This is a genomic window from Streptomyces boncukensis, from assembly GCF_011045075.1.
GTDB classification, from domain to species: domain Bacteria; phylum Actinomycetota; class Actinomycetes; order Streptomycetales; family Streptomycetaceae; genus Streptomyces; species Streptomyces boncukensis.
The window spans coordinates 1-18,564 of record NZ_JAAKZZ010000007.1 but is presented as its reverse complement, the minus strand read 5'-3'; the positions used below and the strand labels follow the sequence as shown (position 1 = coordinate 18,564).

The following is an 18,564-nucleotide window of genomic DNA, read 5'->3' as shown; positions in this document are numbered from 1 at the left end:
GAAGGGCGCGACGTTAGGCACGGGCGCTGTGCATCGTCCGCGCCATGCTGAATCCGCCCGCGCACACCCCCTCCGACCTGCTGCTTGGTGTGGAAACCAAGGTCACCCGACGGCCGTGGAACCCCGCCCTGCACCCGCGGGACAGCAAGGGGCGCTTCGTCGAGACCGGCGGCATCGCGCGGCTGTGGGGCGGGAAGCTGGCACGCATCCTGCGGGCACTCCCCCATGACCGCGTGCTGGTCCAGGACCGCTCGGGCAACGGGGAGTACACCGGCCGACGGCACACAACCAGCGCCAAGTGGATCACGATGGTGGCCCGGCCCGACGGCAGCGCCCCGACCAGAAGCGAGAACAAGGTGGCCGCCGAGGACGCCCGTCGTGACAGCGACGGGCGGCGCGGCCTGGGACTCTCCCGTGACGACCACGGGGACCCCGACACCCCGGATGCTCCGCACGACACCGACGACGAGGGTCGGTCCATCAGCCGCGATCAGGGGAAGGGGCCGCAGGACGGCGACGACCAGGACGAGCCTGACCGGCACGACGTTGATGTCGAGGCGCTGCCCAACCGTGCAGCCAAGGTCGGTGCCCGGTTCGCCGATACCGCCGCGGTGCGGCGTCATTTCCTCGACCGTGCCGAGCAGACCGGCACCAATGGGGAGGCTCTGCGCCGGCTCGCCGAGGACGAAGACCTGCGGATCACCCCGAGCGGCGGCCTGGTCAGCACGCGAGACGCGTCCACCGGCCACTGGTATCTCAGCTCCACCGGCACCGGCGGCTATCTCGGCGGCAGCGACTTCGCCACCCGCGAGGAGGCCGAAGCCGCGGCCGAGTACGTCCAGGACAACGTCCGCAACGGGCACATCATGCCGGGCGAGTTCAACGAGCCGTTCGACTTCTCCGACCCTGACATGGCGCAGTGGGCGCCGACGTGGCGCTCCACCAAGGGTGAGGGTGCTGAGCAGGCCATTCGTCGTGCCCTTCGTGAGTTCCGGGCCTCCGGCAGATCCGACGCCCCGTCCGCTGCCGCACAGCAGCGGACCCATGCGCAGACGCGCGCCAGGTTCACCACACTCCAGCAGGCCCGTGCCAACTGGTCCCAGCAGGCCGACGGGCTGCGGAACGCCAACGGCCCGCGGGATCGGAGCAGAGCCCGGGAACTGGATGCCCTTGCGAAGGAGTCGCGGCTCAAGCTCGTCGGCGACGGCCAGTTCGTCACCCGACGTGTTGACGGGGACTGGTACCTGTACGCCACTGGCAGCGGCCAGCGGATGTCGTGGTGGTTTGACCGGCAGGCCGACGCCAAGGCGTTCGCAGAGCACGTCGTCGGCGCCCTCAAGGACAAGGACGGTACGCCGCTGGACTTCTCCGACCCCGAGTTCGCCGAGTACCGGACGAAGTGGCGCTCGGCGAAGGGGCGCGACTACGACCAGGAGTGGACGGCCGCGCGCGCCCTCTGGGACCAGGAACACCCGCCGAAGCACAGCATCGCGAACGACCGGCTCGCCGAGACGCTGCGGCGTCGCCCTTTCGGTGAGGACGACGCCCCGCAGGCAAACGTTCCAGACCGGCAGGCACCGGAGACCGGTGACGCCCCGGAGGACGCTCCGGAACAGCCGGACGCCCCTCCGGCGCCGCAGAAGACCTCCACCGAGGACGCCGCCCCGGACGCTGCGGGTGGCGAGGGCAGTCAGCCGGACGAGACACCGGACCCGGCCGCTGCCGAGGGGCGACCGGCAGGCGTGCCGGACGACGCGGAGCCTGTTGAGGGAGTGGACGGCTACTGGACGACCTGGTCCGGCGGCAACGTCACCGTGTACGGCCCGGACGGCAAACTGGTCGGCCGTGTCGTCGGCAGCTACGGCGACCGGCACGCCACGGTCGACGGCGTTCACATCCCCATCGGCGACAGCCTGTCCTCCGCCGACCAGATCATCGCCCGCCATCACCTCGCCACACTCGACCCGGCGAAGGCCGACCGTGTGCACCTTGCCTGGACCACGCACAAGGGCAAGCGCATCCTTGCGGTCCGCGGCACGGTCAAGGACGACGCGCGAGATGACAGGGCGGTCGGCGCCGCCGGAAAGCTGGCGTGGTCGCCCGTCCAGAATGCCCGGGTCACCGGTACTCAGTGGAAGCCGGAGACCCGTGATCGCAAGGCAGCGCAGATCCTCGCCGCGTTCGCCCGCCAGGGCCGTAACGTCCGCATCACCGACGAGGACGCTGACAACCGTGCGGACGCGCCGGAGCAGCTCGACGAGGACACCAAGCGGCTCCGGGCCATGCCTGAAGCTCACCTGCGCGAGCACCGCGAGAACCTGAAGATCCACGCCCAGGTCGCCAGGACTCCCGCCCGCAAGCAGCAGGCACGCGCCGCCCTCCGCAAGGTCGAGGCGGAACTCGACCGGCGCCGCATCGCCCACCAGGACAGCGACACCCAGGGCCAAGACCGCGAGACGAAGCCCAGTCCGCAGGAGCGCGCGGCTGCGTTGAGCGACGCGGATGTGGACCGCGCGATCGTCGAATCCCAGCGGGACCGTGGCCCGCGCGGACCGCGCCGCGGTGATCTCCTCAACGACGACGAGCAGGCCCTGTACGGGGAACGGCGGCGCCGCACGAACCAGCTCCTCGCCCAGACCGGCACCCCCGAGGACCTGAGCGATGACGCCCTCGCCCGGCATGCGAAGGACCTGGACGAGCGCCGCCAGAAGCATCAGGTGTCGAGCAACCACCTGCCGGAGGACGGGGACGACAACCCGGAGCGCGACCTGGCCAACGCGCTGGCCGAGCGGCGGGATGCCGTCGAGACCGAGCAACAGACCCGGCAGCTCCGCGACATCGAGCAGCGGCCCCCGGTCCAGGAGCTGGACGACGCCGCCTTGGAGGAGGAGTTCCTGCGTCTGCCCGCCCGCTGGAAGAGCCTGGGCAAGGAGCAGAACGAGGTCCTGTCGGCCCGTCGGCTCGCGGTTTACGAGGAGCGGCGGAGGCGCAAGGCCGACGCCTACCGCAACCGGCCCGAGCCGACCGGGCTGGACGACCAGGCCCTGACCGACGAGTTCCGCGAGCTGTACAAGCAGCGCAGAACGGCCAGCGGCGGTGAACGAGAGGCTCTTGACGAGCGGCTGAAGGCCGTCTTCGACGAGCAGAACCGCCGCGGCGTCGAGGGCCGGGAACAGACGGTCAGCCGCGCCGACACCCGCGAGGACCCGCTACGGGGCAGCGGTTCGTACGGCACCGCTGTCACGGTCGACGGCAACAGGTACGGAACGGTCGTCTACCGCGAGTACGGCTCCGCGTATACGGGCGGGCCCAAGGAGGGGTGGAACGCCCAGCTCGACACGCACGGCCGCATCCTGGGCGCGTACCCGTCCATGACGGAGGCTCTGGCGGCGCTCGTGCACCGCTACGACCAGGACCCCGACACCGAGCCGGTGCGCCTTTACGGGTCCGTGCGGCGCCTGTGGGTGCCGAAGATGTTCTTCGAGCTGTACCGCGACTCCCGGCGCGCCGACGGCTTCGACTCGGCGACCAAGGAGCGCCAGACCCTCTACGGCCTGTTCAAGGGTCACTACTACGGCTGGTCCGACGGCACGAACCCGCTGACGGGGAAGAGCGGCAAGGGCGTCAATCTGAACGTGCCCGAGGGCCTGCTGGCCGAGTTCCAGCGCGCCACTGAGGAACTGTCCCGCGAGATGATGCTGTGGGCCAGCGACCGGGAGCTGGACTCCTCGGACCGGTCGAAGGCCAAGACCCGCCTGGCCTCGATCAACGCTGCGCTCCACGCGATCGGGGCGCAGCGCGAGGGCGTGCGCAAGGATGGTGGGGACGACGACCGCAAGGTCATCTCGCGCGAGGAGATCGAAGCGCAGCAGGCGGCCCTGCGCGCTGCCCTGGGAACGGATGAGGAGGGAGCTGACGGTGAGCATCTACAGCCAGGTGGCACGGGAGCACTGGACGAAGTACCGGCCGCAGGAGCTGGCGACGATGGCGGACCCGGACGCGTTCTTCCTGAACAAGGGCAGGGAGATCGAGACGTCGATTCTGGCGGCCGAGGAGGCGCTGGAGGAGACCGTGCCGGCCGCGACGGAATACGAGGAGCGGGCGGGGCAGATCAAGCAGATCAGGGCGAGCGCGACGGAGCAGGTGCTGCGCGATCTGCTGCCGGAGCCGGAGCCGGGGGCCGAGCAGCGGCCGACGCTCAGCCCGGAGATGCGGGACCTGCAGGCGATGAAGGACGCGGTGTACGACATGTAGCGCCGCGCTTCCGGCCGGACCCGGCCGACGCCGCGGCCAAGGGCCCGATTCAGCGCGCCGCCGCGAACGTCGAGGCGATCCGGGTCCTCAAGCGGCTGGAGCGGGAGGAGCGTCCCGCCACCGACGAGGAGAAGCGCGCCCTCGCCCGCTGGAGCGGGTGGGGCTCGGTTCCGGTCATGTTCGCGGCCGAGCCGAACGAGAAGGAACCGCGCTACCAGCAGGGCGGCGCACGGTACGGGAAGTTCGCGCAGGACCACGCCCGGTGGGCCGAGTACCGCGACCTGCGCACCATGCTCCAGAGGGAGCTGACGCCGCTGGAGTGGCGGCAGGCGTCCCGCGGCACCCTGTCCATGCACTACACGCCGCAGCCCATCGCCGAGGCGATGTGGGACGGCCTGAAGGCCCTGGGCTTCGAGCGTGGCGACGTCCTTGAGGCCGGATCTGGCTCGGGCGCGTTCTTCGGCGTCTCCCCGGCAGGCGCGCGCCTCACGGGCGTCGAGCTCGACCCGACGACCGCGCGGATCGCCAAGGCGATCTACCCGGACGCTAACGTCCTCAACGAGAACTTCGCGGAGACCGACGCCCACCCCGGCGCCTTCGACGCGGGCATCGGCAACGTCCCCTTCGCCTCGGTCCCCTTCGGTGACAAGCGCTACCCGGCGGAGAGCCTGCACAACGGGTTCATCACCAAGGAGCTGGCTCTCACGCGGCCGGGCGGCGTCACGCTGCTGATCACCTCACGGCACACGCTGGATTCCAAGGGCGACAAGGCCCGGCGGCGGATCGCCGAGTACGGCGACCTGATCGGCGCGGTGCGCCTGCCCTCCGGCGTCTTCCACGACGCGGGCACCAGCGTCGTCACGGACGTGCTCGTGCTGCGGCGCCGCGCCGACGGCCAGGAGCCGGGCGACACGTCGTGGCTCAACGCCCCGGAACGGAAGGTCGGCCGCGTCACCGAGCACGTCAACGCGTATTTCACCGAACACCCCGATCACATCCTCGGTGACCTGGCCACCGAGTCATCCCCGTACGGCCCGCGCCTGACCGTCAAGGGCGACCCGGCCAAGGCCGCCGACCAGCTGCGTGACGCCCTGGAGCAGATCGCCGCCCAGGCCGTGGCCGACGGCAACGGCTACGAGCCGCACCCCGACGGGGACGACCGGCCGCCGGTGCTCCTGCGGACCGCGCGGGACAAGCACGCCGACGACTGGACCGGCCGCCTCTACGAGGACGACGACGGTCAGCTCTACCAGCACGTCAACGGCGGCGACCCGGTCGCCGTCGTGCCGTCCGACGGGCGTACCGACCAGCTCCGCGCCCTGATCCGGCTGCGCGACGTAGCCGCCGAGCTGCGCGAGCTGGACCGGAAGAACGACGAGGACGAGCGCGCCGAGAACCTGCGCGGCAAGCTGCGCGACCTGCACACCGCGTACGTCGCCGAGTTCGGGCCCATGTCCAAGCCCGGCCAGGTGCGCAGCATGAAGTCCGGCACCCGGCCGGACGGCTCGCAGGAGCGCACCCCGACCGCGTGGGGCTACTTCCGCTCCGACCCGGACGCCGCCTCCGTCCTCGCGCTGGAGCGGTGGGACGCCGAGAAGGGCGAGCCGGTCCTCTCCCGCGTCTTCACCGAGCGCGCCGCCGCCCGCCGCCAGCCGCTGACCCGCACCGACGACCCGAAAGCGGCACTGGCCGCGGTCGTCGCCGCGACCGGCGAGGTCGATCTCGGCGAGGTCTCCCGCCTGCTGGATCTCGATCCGCAGGAGACCGTGCGCCGCCTCGGCAAAGAGGTCTTCACCGACCCGGCCACCGGCCGCCTGGAGCTGGCCGGCGCCTACCTGTCCGGCCCCGTCCGCGACAAGCTCGACACCGCGCGCCGCGCAGCCGAGAAGGATCCGGCGTACGCCGTCAACGTCGCCGCCCTGGATGCCGTCCAGCCCGCCGAGCGCACCATCGGCGAGTTCACCCCGGAGATGGGCGCGCACTGGACGCCGCCCGAGCTTGTCCAGGGTTTCCTGCGCGAGTACCTGGGCGACCGCACGCTGCGCGTCGCTCACGACGACCGCTACGGCTGGATCCTCCACGCGGGGAAGGTCCCGCAGGCCAACAACACCATGTACGGCGTCGCGGCCAACGCGGAGAAGGGCACCAAGGGCAAGGACGCCGTCCACATCGCCCGCGCCGTCCTCGGCCACGGCTCGCTGACCGTCTACCACGACGACAAGCGCCGGGATGTCGATGAGGAAACGTCCCGCCTGGTCCGGCAGAAGGCCGACCAGATGCGGGCGGAGTTCGCCAAGTACGCGACGGCCAACGCTGACCGCCTCACGCGCCTGACCGACTCCTACAACAAGATCATGAACGGGCACGTCGTCCGTTCCTACGACGGCATGGCCCCCACGCTGGAGGGCTTCACCCCCGACCGCACCCCGCACCCATGGCAGCTGTCCGGCGCCGCGCGCATGCAGTTCGAGCGGTCGGTGGTCCTCTCCCACGAGGTGGGCCTGGGAAAGACCTCCACGCTGGTGATGGGCACCCAGGCGCTGCGGGCCTCCGGCCAGATCGAGAAGCCATTCGCCGTCGTCCCCGACCATCTCGCGCAGCAGTGGTACGACGAGGCGCGGTTCGCGTACCCGAACGCGGACATTCACCTGATCACGTCCGCGGACCTGGCCGACGGGCGGCGCGCGAGCACCCTGGAGTGGCTGCGCGCCAACAAGCCCGACCTGGTCATCTTCACCGAACCCGCCTTCGGGTCGGTCAAGATGTCGCCGGAGGCGCAGGAGGAGTACGAGTTCCGCGAGCTGGAGGCCCTGCGCGAGCAGCTCGACCGGCAGTACGAGGACGCGGACAACCCGAACCACCCGTTCATCGTCGCGAAGATCGAGCAGCGCATCGCGACGGTGCAGAACAAGATCAGCAAGAACGCCGCGCCCATGCGTACGCCGGGTGAGACGTACTGGGACGACCTCGGCTTCGACTATGCCGTCGTCGACGAGGCCCACCGGTACAAGGGCGTCGGCTTCCGCTCGAAGGAGGGCGGCGGAGACCCGGCCTCGATCCGCGGCATCGACCTGCACCAGAAGCTGACCGACCTGCACCGTCGCCGCGCGGGCCGGGCCACGGTCACCCTCGCCACCGGCACCCCGCTGTCGAACTCGATCACCGAGCAGTACACGATGCTCGCCCTCGCCGCCCCATGGATCCTCGACACGTACAACGCCGGGGCCCCGGACCTGTGGGCCGCGACATTCGGCCGCAAGGTCCTGCGTGTCGAGAACGCCCCCGACGGCTCAGGACTCCGCGTCGTCGAGCGGTTCTCCGAGTTCCACAACAAGCGCGCCATGAAGACCATGTGGGGCCTCATCGCCGACACCAAGCGCGCCGACGACGTGGGCATCCCCCGCCCGGCACTCCGGGGCGGCACCCCGAACCTGGTCATGGTCGAACCGACCCGGGACCAGCTGGACCGCCTCAAGAGCCTCGTCGCCCGAGGCCGGGCAATCCACAACGGCGACGTGGACCGCCACGAGGACAACATGCTCGCGGTGTCCAACGAAGGCAGCAGCGTGGCCCTGGACCCGCGGCTCATCGACCCGAAGGCGCCGGCCGGTCACAAACTCCGGGCGGTCGCCGACGCGCACGCGGAGCGCTACCACCGCTACAAGGACCGCGTCTACAAGACGTACTACGGCAGGGCACAGGACCACCCGGTCCCCGGCGCACTCCAGATGATCTTCCTGAACGAGGGCGTGCCGGGCGGCAACAACAAGGGCGGCTTCGACGCCTACGCCGAGCTGCGGGACCTCATGGTCGAGCGCGGCATCCCCCGCGAGAAGATCGCGTTCGTCCAGGACGCCAAGAAGTCCGGCAAGCCCGAGGACCTGGCCGAGCTGTTCCGCAAGGCCCGGGACGGCGAGATCTCCGTCCTCATCGGCTCCAGCACCGTCGCGGGCACGGGCATGAACGCGCAGAACCGCATGGTCTCCCTGACGCACGTCGACCTCGACTGGGGCGCCGCGCAGATGGAACAGCGCAACGGCCGCATCCTCCGCTACGGCAACCAGAACCCCGAAGTCGAGATCGACATCTTCGCGACCAAGGGATCCATGGACGGCTGGAAGGCGGGCTTCGTAGCCGCCAAGGCCGAGGGGCTGATCGACATCCAGCGCCCGGAGACCGCCGAAGGCGACACCAGCGACACCGTCTCCGAGCTCGACGGCGCCGAGTTCGACTACGAGACGATGGAAGCCGAGATCGGCGGCAACCCCTACATGAGCCAGCTCATGAAGGCCCGCCGCACGCTCCGTGACCTGGAGATCGACCAGCACAACGAGGCCGCCGAGCGCGTCCGCCGCGCCGAGACGCTGGCAGAGCTGGAACAGGACCTCGCCGACACCCGCGAGGGCATCGTCCGCCGCGAGGACGCCCTGCCCCGCATCCGCGACGTGCGCGACACCTTCGGCATGAACCTCGGCGGCCAGTCGTACGCCGAGCGCTCCGACGCCGCAGCCGCCCTGCACCGGCAGGTCACCACCCAGCTCCTGGAACACGACCGCGACGGCATGGGGCCCTGGAGGATCCTGGGCCAGTTCGGCGGGCTCGACCTTGGCGTGCGCACCGAACGCCGCGCGGACGGCCAGCTCGTCGCACACGTCGGCTTCCCCGATCTCGCCCGCAGCGACTTCGCACGCAGCCCGGACGACCTGAAGAAGAAGGGCGCCGGGGCGGGCATGATCACCCGGCTGGTCAACGCCCTGGAGAAGGCCCCGGCGCTTCAACAGACGGACCGGGCGCGCCTGCCCGAGCTCGATGAGCAGATAGCCCTCCTGCAGTCCGCACAGACAGCAGCGGACCTCACCCCGCAGATCGACCACGCACGGGCCCGCACCCACCTTCTGGAAGATGTGGTCGGCAGGATCGCCGACCTCGACAAGCTGCCCGAGATCGACGAGGCCGAACTCGACAAGAAACTGACCAAGGCGCAGCGCCGGAAGATCGTCGAGGAACGCCACCAGGCCCGCGTACCGCTCCAAGCCGCCGTCGGCGCCGCGGTGCTCACCCTCGAAGAGTTCGACCGCGAGCACCCCGAGCCCCAGCGCGCCGAACAGCCGGACGAACCGGAGCGGGACACGGTGCGGCTTCCGTCCGAGGACGTCTCCCAGACCCTCGGCCGCCTCCGGCCAGGAGCTGACGCCACGCGTGACGACGACGCCGATACACCGGACACCTTGGCGGACGCAGGCGATGGCGACAGCGGTGGCCCCACCTTGCCGCCGGTGCCCGCTGCCTCCGGCGAGGACGAGACCCCCGAGGAGGAAGGCGACGGGCAGACGGCACCGGCCCCAAGCGACGAGCCGATCGCCGACCGTCCCGGAGCGGACACCGCGGGCTCAGACGACTCGGTCGCCCTCGGCCAGGACGAGGTCACCCAGCAGCTCGACGCCATACGTCCCGAGGGCACCAAGGCGCCCGTCGCGATGACGGATCAGGAGCTCGCCGACGAGATCGTGGCCCTGATGGAGCGGGAGATGGCCCACGGGGAACTGACGGGCGCCGACCGGACCCGCATGGCCGTGCTGGAGGCGGAGAAGGACCGCCGTGCCGGGCGGGCACCGAAGGCCGAGCCGAAGAAGCCGGAGCCCGCAGACGCGGGAGGCGGCCTCTTCGACGTCGACGAGCCGGAGACGCAGTCCCCCGAAGTAGCCGACCCGGACAACCCGCTCGACCAGCCCGACGACGACTTCGGCACGCCGGACATGTTCGCGGACCACGAGGGGCGCGACACCAGCCGTCTGCGTCCGGTCCGGATGCGCCACCCCGCCGACCTGGAGGAGGGCGACCGGTACACCGACCCCGACGGACGCACTCACACAGTTGCCGAGCCGCCGAATCTCACGGGCCGGGGCCGCGTCCGGATCGTCACGAGCGACGGTGAGGAGCGGTTCTACAGGCGCGACTCCGAACTCCGTCTGCGGCATCCGGACGAGGAGATCAACAGAGACGACCGAGACGGGCAGCCAACACCGGATCTCCGCGACAACAACTCTCCCGCAGGCGACACGGCCACCGTGCCGACGCATGAGGAAGACACCGCGCGCGACGAGACAACGGAGCCTCAGCGACCGGAAGACGAGCAGCAGGACGATGACGACGCTCAGCACGGGGAGGACGAGCAGCGCGACCATGAACGGAGCCACCCCGACCCCAACACGGATGCGGACGCGGCATCGCCGGACGAGGGCCCGGAAGGGGCCGACGGCGGCCCCCAGGCACCGGGCACTCCAGACGGCAGGACCGAGGACCGCCCGAACGCTGAAGAGCCAGCAGCTCAGGACAGGGAAGACGATCGCGGCCATCACCGTCGTCACCGAGGAATCCACGGTGCGGGTGGAGAAGGCCGCGGCCCGGCGGGTGGCCCAGGAGCGCCCAGAGCCGACCTACCACACCGTCCGCGCATGCCGCCTGGCACCGACGGTGCAGACACTGCTGATCACGACGGCGGTACGCTCGACCGTGAACCGCCCCGCACGGTGGCGGACCTGCGGGAAGCATGGCGGCGCGGCGACCGGCTGACCGCCGGGGAGAACACCCCGGAGCGGCGCGCCTTCCTCGCGCAGCTCGCCGACAACCCGACGCTGACCCTCTCCTCCGGCGGCGGGCTCGTCACCTGGACCGACGATGCCGCCGACGACCCCGACGGAGCGCGACAGTGGCGGTTCGCTCAGGCACGCAACGGCGGTCGCCTGGGAAAGATCAGCCTGACCACGCGAGACGCGGACGAGGCCCGAGAGCTGGCCGACCGGTTCGAGGACATCACCGACGGGTCCCGACTGCCCATCGACTGGCATGAGCCACTCACGCCCGACGTGATCGCCCAGTGGCGCGACAGCAAGAGGCGCCCGCTGTCCGAGGCCCTGCGCGCGGTGCGGGATGCTTTCCAGCGAGACCGCGAGCACGACGACAGCGACATCCCGCAGGCACAGCCGGAACCTGCTGCCGTCCCCGGCGAGCCGCAGCCCGCCGCCCTGCCAGACGAACTCCACTCTCTGTCAGACGACGAATTGGCCGCCGCATGGGGCACCGGCCTCTCGGAGGCCGATCAGATGCGGGTCATGGAGGAGATGGACCGCCGCGACGACGCTGACCAGCGCGTACGCGACGCCATTCCCGCCACCCCGGCAGCCGACACGGACGAGGTGAGGCGCCGCGGTGAGGCCATGGATGCCGCCCTCGGCTTCGGCGGCACGGACGTCACTCGGCGCCCGCAGACTCGCGAGGAGCGCTTGCAGCGCGAGTTCCAGGATCTCGACGAGGCCCGGTACACGGCTGCCCTCGCTGCCACCAACGGCTACTTCTTCAGCCGGAACAGCAGGCGCCTGCCGTCCGTCAGCGAGCGCGACGTGTTCTCGGGCGGGAATCTGTCCCGGTTCGGTCGGTGGCGGGACTATGCCAGCGAAGAGCTGATCGAATGGTTCGACAACAACGGTGGGCGGCTGACGTACAACCAGTTCAAGCAGCAACGCCGTGCCGAAGAACGGATCGAGCGCCAACGGCATGAGGAGGAACAGCGTCGAGCCGAGGACACCCCGGAGGCATCCGCACCAGCAGAGGAGCCCCGGGGCGAGGACGATGTACCCGAGTCGGACAGCACCCCGGCCCCGTCAACCCCCGATACGCCGGAGCCGCAGCCCAATCACGGCCGCCAGTCAGAACGGGCAGCCGCCCCGAGCAGCTCAGACACCCCCCGGTTCGCTGATCTCAACGCCGTACGCGACCACATCCGCAGCGGACAGCTCGACGCCCCCGCTCCCGGTGCTGGACTACACACCAGCCCACCGAGCCCCGAGGAACGGCGTGAGATTGCGGATGACCCCAACACTCGCCTGTCCCAGGGCAGGCGGCTCCTGGTCTACGGCAACCGTGCGGTCCGTGAAGGCGCCGAGTACAACCGCCGCTACATCGTGGCCGCCCCCGGAAGTCTCACCCCCGTCCTCAACGACCACATCGACGGCTTCTCCACCCTGAAGGCCGCACTTCACGCGGCAAACGTCCTCGAAGAGGACGTGCGGGACGCCGACGGCACCCCGTTTCCGTGGGACGCCCCCGACGCCATCGAACGAGCCCGCACGTTCCGGGGCCCGAACGACGAAAGCCTCGCCGAGACCATGGCCCGCGCGCTGGCCAACGACCAGGACCAGGGTCCCCGCTGGCAGTTCGACATCAACCGCGCCGACGAGGAACGCGCCTGGCGCCAGATGGCCCCCGCCTGGCATCGGCAGCAGGAAGCCGACGGCTACACCGTGCTCGCCGACCCCGCAGACCTCCAGCCCGGAGACGAGGTCGCCTACCCCCTGGCCGACAGCACCGACCGGTCCCCGCACGGTGGCGCGGACCCGATCGGCACCGTGCGGGGCACGATCACCGAGGACCAGTCCCGCATCTGGAACCCCACCGGGATCCAGGCCCTCGGCTCGCGCGACTACCACCGCTACCCGGCTGACGTCACCTGGACCGGACCGGACGGGCAATCCATGCGTCAGCACGACGCGCGCCTGGAACTCGGCGTCGTACGGCGCAAGCCCCGCGCGGCGGAGACGAACACGCCAGGCAGCGACCAACTCACACGCTCCGGCACCCAGCCCGAGCACGCAGCACCCGACGGGCCTGCCCGCCCCGAACAACCCACCTCCGCAGGCCCGGACACCGTCCACGAGCCGCCCCACGACGACGAGACGCACCCGCCCGAACCACTGGCCGAGCCCGAACCGGTCGGCGGCCAGCCTGCGCAGTGGGCCCGCGTCGACGGGCTCCGGCCCGGCGACACGGCTCGTATCGACGGCACCACACGCAACGGGCGCACTACGACCCGCACCGGATACGTCCTGGACCCGCCCGAGCGCGTCACGGTGACCCGGCGAGGCCGCACCCAGGACATGTGGCGCACGTCGATCGGCGAGAGCCTCGACGGCCGCACCGGCACCCGCAACGTCGTTTACACCCCGCTCGACAGCGCCGCAGCCCGCGCCGATGCCCCGGACACAGCGGCCACCGGCGCCCCAGTCACTGGCGCCCAGGGCGATGTCATCAGCGGCGAGCTGCCCGACCGCATACCCGCAGACGCCGAAGGCCGCGGCCTCTTCCCCGGCCGCCAGGTCACCGGTTCGGGAGACCGGCAGGGCACGATCACCGGAGCCACCGACACCACCGTGTCCGTCAGGTGGGCCGACGGCGGCACGGACACCGGCACCGCCCCCACCTCCCTGGCCGCAGTCGACTCCGAGGACCACCGGCCCGAGGGCTGGACCGCAAGCGGCCAGCGAGTCCGCCCCGGCCATGTCGTCGCCGACGAGAACGGAGCACTCCTCGGCCCTGTCGACGAGGCGAACGGCGACCGCATCACGGTCACCACCGCCGAGGGGACTCTCACCCGCAGCGCCGCAGACCTCCGCGTCATCGGCGAAGTCCGAGACGAAGCCCCCGAGACCTCCCCGGTCACCGGCATCACGGACCCGACAGCCGCGGAGGTCAACGAAGGCGACGTCGCTGTGCTCGACCTCGACGACACCTTGACGACGGTCGAGATCCGCAGCAAGAACCGCGAAGGGGATCGCGTCACCTTCGAGTACGCCGACACCAGCACCGGCGAACTGGGCGTCATGGAGTTGGACGCGACCGCCGTCGTCCACCGGGCCGAAGGGCTCGGCGGCGGGGCGCCGGACCTCGGGCCGGACGACGCGCCCGCCCCCTCCGACGAGCTGACCGTGCACGAGCCGCTGCCAGCCATCACCCCCGTCACCGGCCCCACCATCGACCCGGAGCTCACACCCGGCGACCGTGACGCCATCGCCGACCAGGGCCACAGCCCCGAGGACACCCCCGACGCCCAGCAGGCAGCCGCCCGGCTCGGCGTGGATCTGCCCGTCACGCCGGACCAGGCGACCGCGCTCGTTGCCCAGCTCCGGGCATCCGCCGACCCGAGGACCGCGGAAGGCCGGGCAGCCCTACGGGCAGCCGACCACCTCGACCGGGCCGCCGGCCGACCCGCCCCTGACGGACTCGACCGGCCGCGCCCATCGAACGCGGCGCAGATCGGCGAGGGCGACGTCATCGCCATGCCAGATGAGCGACACGGCGACGAGGTCCACGTCTTCCGCGTCCTGGACGTGGAGGAAGGCCCCGGCGGCATACGCAGCCTGCTCCTCGAAGACGAAGACCGGCAGTGGCGGCGGCGCCTCGTCCATGCCGCCATGCCCCTCTGGCAGCTTCCCGAGCCGCCCCCGGCAGGCGACGACCACACGAGCGAGCCGATCCCGGCCCCGGAGCCGCGCGCTCCCCGCATGGCCCCCGCAGTGGCCATGAACCGGATCGTTGATGATCACGCCCGCACCGTGGCCGCGCGGATCATCGACGAGGCGACAGCTGGAACCGAGCCGCCGGGCGACATCCACGCGCTGCGCGAGCAGATCGCGCGGCGCCTCACGCCCGAGTCCCTGCGCGGAGCCGGGCAGGCTGCCCGTCGGGAGGCGCGCAACGCCCTCGACACGGCCGGGATCACCGGCCCCGAGCGTGCCGCCGCGCACCAGGCCCTCAAGCGGGCCGGGCAGGACGCGCACGCCCAGACAGTCCGGGCCGCCCTGCGCACGATCAACGACCTCGAACCGCTCCCCGGTGAGAGCAACGAGGACCTGGCACAGCGCGCTACGGACCTGCTCCGGCTCATCCCGGCGAGGGTCCACGATGCCGCTCACCAGCGCGGGGAGGACGAGGACAGCGAAGTGGCTCGCGCGGTCACCGCGCATGCCGATGACGCTGTGACCGCGCTCCTACGGCAGCTCGGCGACGCCGGAGCCGATCCGGCCGACCCCGAGGCGCTGGCCCGGCACCTGTCCGCGCACCTGGACGCGACGCGGCAGGCCGCAGCCCGCCAGATTGTCCGCCGGGCCGGAGCCGCGGCACCGGACGCCACACGGCAACCCGGACTCCTCGCCCACACCGTCGCTCTCCTCGGCCGTCTTGGCCGCCGCCTCATCGAACTGGTGAAGGCCGCCGCACGGAAGATCGCCGAGATGTGGCGCGAGAACCGCGACCGGCTATCCCGACTGAAGTCGTTCCTGCGCCGCCTTGTCTCCCGCGTGCGGAACTGGCCGGAGACCCGTCACCTCGCGCGTGTGCGCACCGCGCTCGATCTCCCCGAGCCCGAGGGCGGCTCCCTGGTCACGCGCGTATCCCACTGGGCGAGCCTGCTGCCCGAGCGGGGCCGCTTCGGCCAAGTGTCCCGCCACGTCACCTGGTGGCGGCCGACGACGTGGGCGCAGCTCGCCGCGGGGCGGCTCCCCGGCCGCTCCGACCGAACCCAATGGGTCCCGGACCGCGCGGCCGACGGCGGCCCGGGGCTGACCGCCATACGGCATATGGCTGCCCTGCGGGCTGCCGGCGCGGACGTTGACCGGCAAGTCACACGGCGTCTGGGCGCGGCGCTCGGCGATGACTTCGGCAGCGACCCGCACGGCACCATGCGCCTCGCCGACGACTACGTCGCCGCGACCGAGCGGCGCCTGCTCAACCTCCAGGCCGCGCGCAGCGGAAGCGCCCTCCAGGACGGAGACGTGGACGTGGAGATCGCCGCCGCACAGATGGAGGCCGCAGCCGCGCGCCGTGAATGGGAGGCACTGCGCGCCCGATACGCTGCGGCAACCCCCGATGCCGTCGCCGGAGCCCTCGCTGAGCTGCGCGACCTCGGTCCCCGGGGCAACGCCGGAATCGTGTTCGGCCCGGACAGCACCCCGGACGCCGAGCGGGCCGTGCGCAGCGTGCAGCGGCTCATTCCCCGGGACTGGCTCTCCGCACCGGACGGGCGCCGTCTCACCGCCGTGGACGGCGACACGGGCCGCTACGAACCGGGCGCGCACCTCGCCACCATCGCTGATCTCGGCGACGAGGGGCAGGGCACCGCCGCACACGCCATGGCCCAGCACCTTGCCGGACACCTCCCGGACCTGGATGCCGCACAGCGGATGTTCTGGTTCGTCCGGACCCACGCCGGGCGCCCCGGCGCGCGCAGGCCCGACCGCAGCGCCCTGGGGCGGCTCCTCGCCCCGCAGCAGACGCAGCCCGAGACGGGTGACAGTCTCGCCCGGTCCCTCCAGGCCATGTTCAACGGCGACTGGTACGAGGACGACGACCTCCGCGCGTTCCTCCTCGGTCTGCTCGCCACCCGATGAAGGGAATCGCGATGCCGCTCACCGTCACCGGCCGATTCGACGACGGGTCCGCCTACCACGTGCAGGTCACCGGTGACGCGGACCGGCCGGTGACCGGCTCGCGCCGGGCGGCGGCCCTTGTCGCATTGCATAGGGGCGAGGCGATCCCCTTGTCGCCAACGGGCCCGCTTCGCCGTGTGTCTCGCAACGACCAGGCGGCCATCCTCGCCCTCCTCCAGCGGCACACGAACGTCCTGGAGGTGATGCACGGCGCGGGAGGGCTTGCACAAATGGGCAAGAATGATCACGACCGGAGAAGGTCACGTCGGCGGCAGGACACAAGCCACCCGGCTTCCCCACCCTTCCCACCGTGACCAGATACGGATTCGCCATCAAGGCACTCCCCAAGAAAGGCAAGCCGTCCGGAGAGGACGAGGACCAGGACGCCCGGCCCACCGACGCCGATGCCGCCGCTGAGGACTCGGACGCGGAGCCACAGGAAGAGACCGGCGACGTCCAGGCCCCGCCGCTGGAGCCGGAGCAATCCACTGGATCCGCCGAAGGCGAAGGGACCGAACCTCCGCCGGACAGCGCGGAGCCCCCGCTTCCCCCGGACGACGCCCGCCCGTGGTCCGGCGACATGTACGACGAAGGCGACGAGACCGATCCCGCAGACGCCTTCGCCGCCTACCAGGGGCAGGACGGCGAGGAGGCGTGGCTCGACCAGGCTCAGGACGGCACACTGACGGGATGGGTCCGGGACACCACCGGACAGGTGTGGCGGTACCCCGACCCGGACGTGTGGGCCATTGATGTCGACGACGCGCACATGACCCGCACCCACAGCCGCACCCAGGACGGCGACGAGAGCGATCCGCCGACCGAACACGGCGGACAAGATCCGCTCTTCCCGTCCCGGAGTTAGGAGCCGCACCGGTGGAGCTGAACCGTCAGGCGTACCTGGCGTTGCTCGGTGAGGGGGAAGCCGCGTTTACGGCTGGCGACCCGTCGGATGCCTGCCCCTACGACCCGTACAGCGCCGATCCGGAGCAGCAGTTCGGCGCGCGCTACTGGACGCAGGGATGGGTCTCCGCGCGCACTGCGGCGGAGGCGCGGCAGGCAGACGACGAGGCGGCGCAGGAGCCGACAGGACAGTAGCCCTGCGCGCCCGGCACGGTCCCGGGGACCGCCTGTCCAGTCGCCGGAGGTTCCCCGCCGTGCCGTCCCGAACCACGACCCCCCGCAAGGGCATCTGCCGGGCGATCTTCGCCGTCACCGGCGTCGTCGATGAGGTGGCGGACTTCATCGTCCCCGGCGCGTTCGCCCACACCCTTGCCACCAGGCCCGTGAAAACGGTCTGGCACCACGAATGGAAGGACCCCATCGGGGTCGTCCAGGACATCGCCGAGTGGCAGCCCGGAGATCCCCGGTTCTCCGGCATACCGAACTGGCCCCCCGAGGCGGGCGCCCTCGTGGCAACGATCCGGTTCAACCTGCGCACGTCGAAGGGCCGCGACGTGTACGAGCAGGTCCGCCAGTGGCACGAGCACGGCGAAGCCCAGTTCTCCATCGGCTACCGGGTCCCGCCATCGGGTGCGACCAAGCGCGCTGACTGCGTGCGCGTCATCCACAAACTCGACCTGTACGAGGTCTCCCCGGTACTGCACGGCGCGCACCCCATGACGCGCTCCCTGGAAGTCAAGGCTGATGACGCAGGGCTGGAACGCAAGACCGCCCAGTCCAAGGGGCACGAAGAACTACCCGAGCCGAGGCCCTCACAACGGGACAAGAACGATCCGGGGAGACGAGCGAGCCCGGAGGCGAAGACCGCCCGGACCGCAGTATTCGAAGCCAAGACAGCTGGCGGCCTGGACAAGAACCGCGGCGACGCCGAGCAGCTTCGCCACTGGTACGTGCATGGCGAAGGAGCCGCCCAGATCGGCTGGGGCACCGCCGGGGACTTCAACCGCTGCGTGGCCATCGCCAGCCGCCACATGAACCCCGCAGACACCCGCGGCTACTGCAACCTCCGCCACCACGACGCCCTCGGCATCTATCCCGCCACGCACGCGACCGAGAGCAAGAGCGCTCGCACCGCAGTCTTGGAGGC

General features: G+C 71.3%; 4 protein-coding genes. All 4 read left to right on the top strand.

The features are described from left to right. The first annotated feature begins 44 nt into the window (after positions 1–44). Positions 45–16,475: a hypothetical protein gene (locus G5C65_RS01545; protein ID WP_165296735.1), complete on the top strand. Its 16,431-nt coding sequence runs from the start codon at positions 45–47 to the stop codon at positions 16,473–16,475. Between the two features lie 349 nt (positions 16,476–16,824). Beyond that, complete coding sequence (locus G5C65_RS01540) at positions 16,825–17,379, top strand: hypothetical protein (protein WP_165296734.1); 555 nt, start codon at positions 16,825–16,827, stop codon at positions 17,377–17,379. Positions 17,380–17,390: 11 nt separating this feature from the next. Continuing rightward, the gene (locus G5C65_RS01535; RefSeq protein ID WP_165296733.1) at positions 17,391–17,612 is read left to right on the top strand and encodes a hypothetical protein; all 222 of its coding nucleotides are present in this window, start codon (positions 17,391–17,393) and stop codon (positions 17,610–17,612) included. 59 nt (positions 17,613–17,671) lie between these two features. After that, a partial coding sequence (locus G5C65_RS01530; protein ID WP_165296732.1) for an HK97 family phage prohead protease occupies positions 17,672–18,564 on the top strand: 893 nt, incomplete at its 3' end.